Below are 1,684 nucleotides of genomic sequence, written 5' to 3' on the forward strand. Positions count from 1 at the left end.
GGCCGCCGGGGCTGACGGGGCGACGGTGGCCGCGCCCGCGCAGCCCGTTGCCCCCGCGCCGCCGGCCGCGCGCTGAAAGGAAGTCCAATCATGAAGCCGCTCTACACGGCCGGGCTGGCGCTGGGCCTCGGCGCCGCGGGCGCGCTGGCCGCGCACGCCGCGGCCACGCAGGCTCCCGCGCGCACCCCCGCGCAGGCACCCGCCGCCGCGCCTGCGCAAGCGCCCGCGGCACCCCCGCAGGCGCCGGCCGCACCGGCCCAGGCTGGCGCGGGACCGCTGCAGGCGCAGGCCGAGGCCCTGGTGGGCAACCGGAGCGAGTGGACCATTCTGGCCTGGTCCATGGACCGCAACGAGGCGCTCTACGCCATCAACGCCGATTCGGCCCTGATCCCCGCGTCCAACAACAAGGTGTACAGCACCGTGTGGGCGCTGGCCACCCTGGGGCCGGACTACCGCTTTCCCACCGACCTGCTCATTACCGGCCCCGTGCAGAACGGCACGCTGCGCGGCAACGTGGTCATCCGCGGCTCGGGCGACCCGGCGTTCGGCTATCCGGACTGGGACAAGGACGTAATGGAGAGCCCCCGCAAGATGGCGGCGGCGCTGCAGCGCATGGGCGTGCGGGCCATCGAGGGCGGCGTGATGGCCGATCCGTCCATTCACGACCAAGTGAACTTCGGGCCGGCCTGGCCGCAGGACACGGGGAACGGCGCGTCACGCTACGCGCCCACCGTGAGCGGGCTGCCGTTCAACCGCAACATGCTGTGGATCGAGATCAGGGGCGGCACGGCGTACACGCGCATCCCCGACGTGCCGGAAATCCCCGTGATCAACAACGTGCGGATGGGGGGCGGGCGCGCTTTTGCCGTCCGCAAGCCGGACGAGGACACCGTGCGCCTGCGCGGCGGGGTGGGCGGCCGCGGGCCGTACCGCTTTGGCGTGGGGGCGTACGAGCCGGCGTACCTGGCCGGCGGCGCCATTCGCCAGGCCCTGCGCGAAGCGGGCATCCAGGTGAACGGCGCCGTCACCATCGGCGCGACCCCGAAGAATGCGACGCTGGTGCACCGGCACTTCAGCATTCCGCTGCACGAGATCGTGCACGTCACCAACCGGCACTCGGACAACTTCTTTGCCGAGCACCTGTGGAAGGCGGCCGTGGCCAAGACCACGGGGCGCGGCACCTATGCCGGCGGCGGGTCCGCCTCGGCCGCGTTCTTTCACGACCGCGCCGGCGTGCCCTGGGGCAACCTGTGGCAGGCGGACGGCTCCGGCCTTTCCGCCAACAACCGCACCAGCGCCACGGCCATGGTGCGCACCCTGATCTACGCGCACAAGGCGCCGTGGTCGGCGCAGTTCCATCACTCGCTCCCGGTCGCCGGCGCGCCGGACGGCACGCTGCGCAACATGTACAACGGCACGCCCTCCGAGGGAAACCTGCACGCCAAGACGGGCTACATCCGCGGCGTGCGCTCCCTGTCGGGATACGTAAAGACGGCGGGCGGCGAGACGGTGGCCTTTTCCTTCATCTACAACGGCCGCGGCACCTCCGGGTCACGCGGCGTGCAGATCGCCCTCGGCAATCTGCTGGCGACGTATCGCCGCTGATCGAGCTCCGGTGGATGAGAGACGGGGGACCGGCGATGGCGCCGGTCCCCCGTTTTCGTGTGGCCGTGTCCTCAATGGA

At 72.0% G+C, this 1,684-nt stretch carries 1 protein-coding gene; it reads left to right on the forward strand.

The features are described from left to right. Positions 1 to 90: 90 nt before the first annotated feature. The gene (gene dacB / locus VF665_RS16800) at positions 91 to 1,605 is read left to right on the forward strand and encodes a D-alanyl-D-alanine carboxypeptidase/D-alanyl-D-alanine endopeptidase (protein ID WP_331054602.1); all 1,515 of its coding nucleotides are present in this window, start codon (positions 91 to 93) and stop codon (positions 1,603 to 1,605) included. Positions 1,606 to 1,684: the final 79 nt, after the last annotated feature.

Origin of the sequence: Longimicrobium sp., from assembly GCF_036387355.1 — a bacterium.
GTDB lineage: Bacteria > Gemmatimonadota > Gemmatimonadetes > Longimicrobiales > Longimicrobiaceae > Longimicrobium.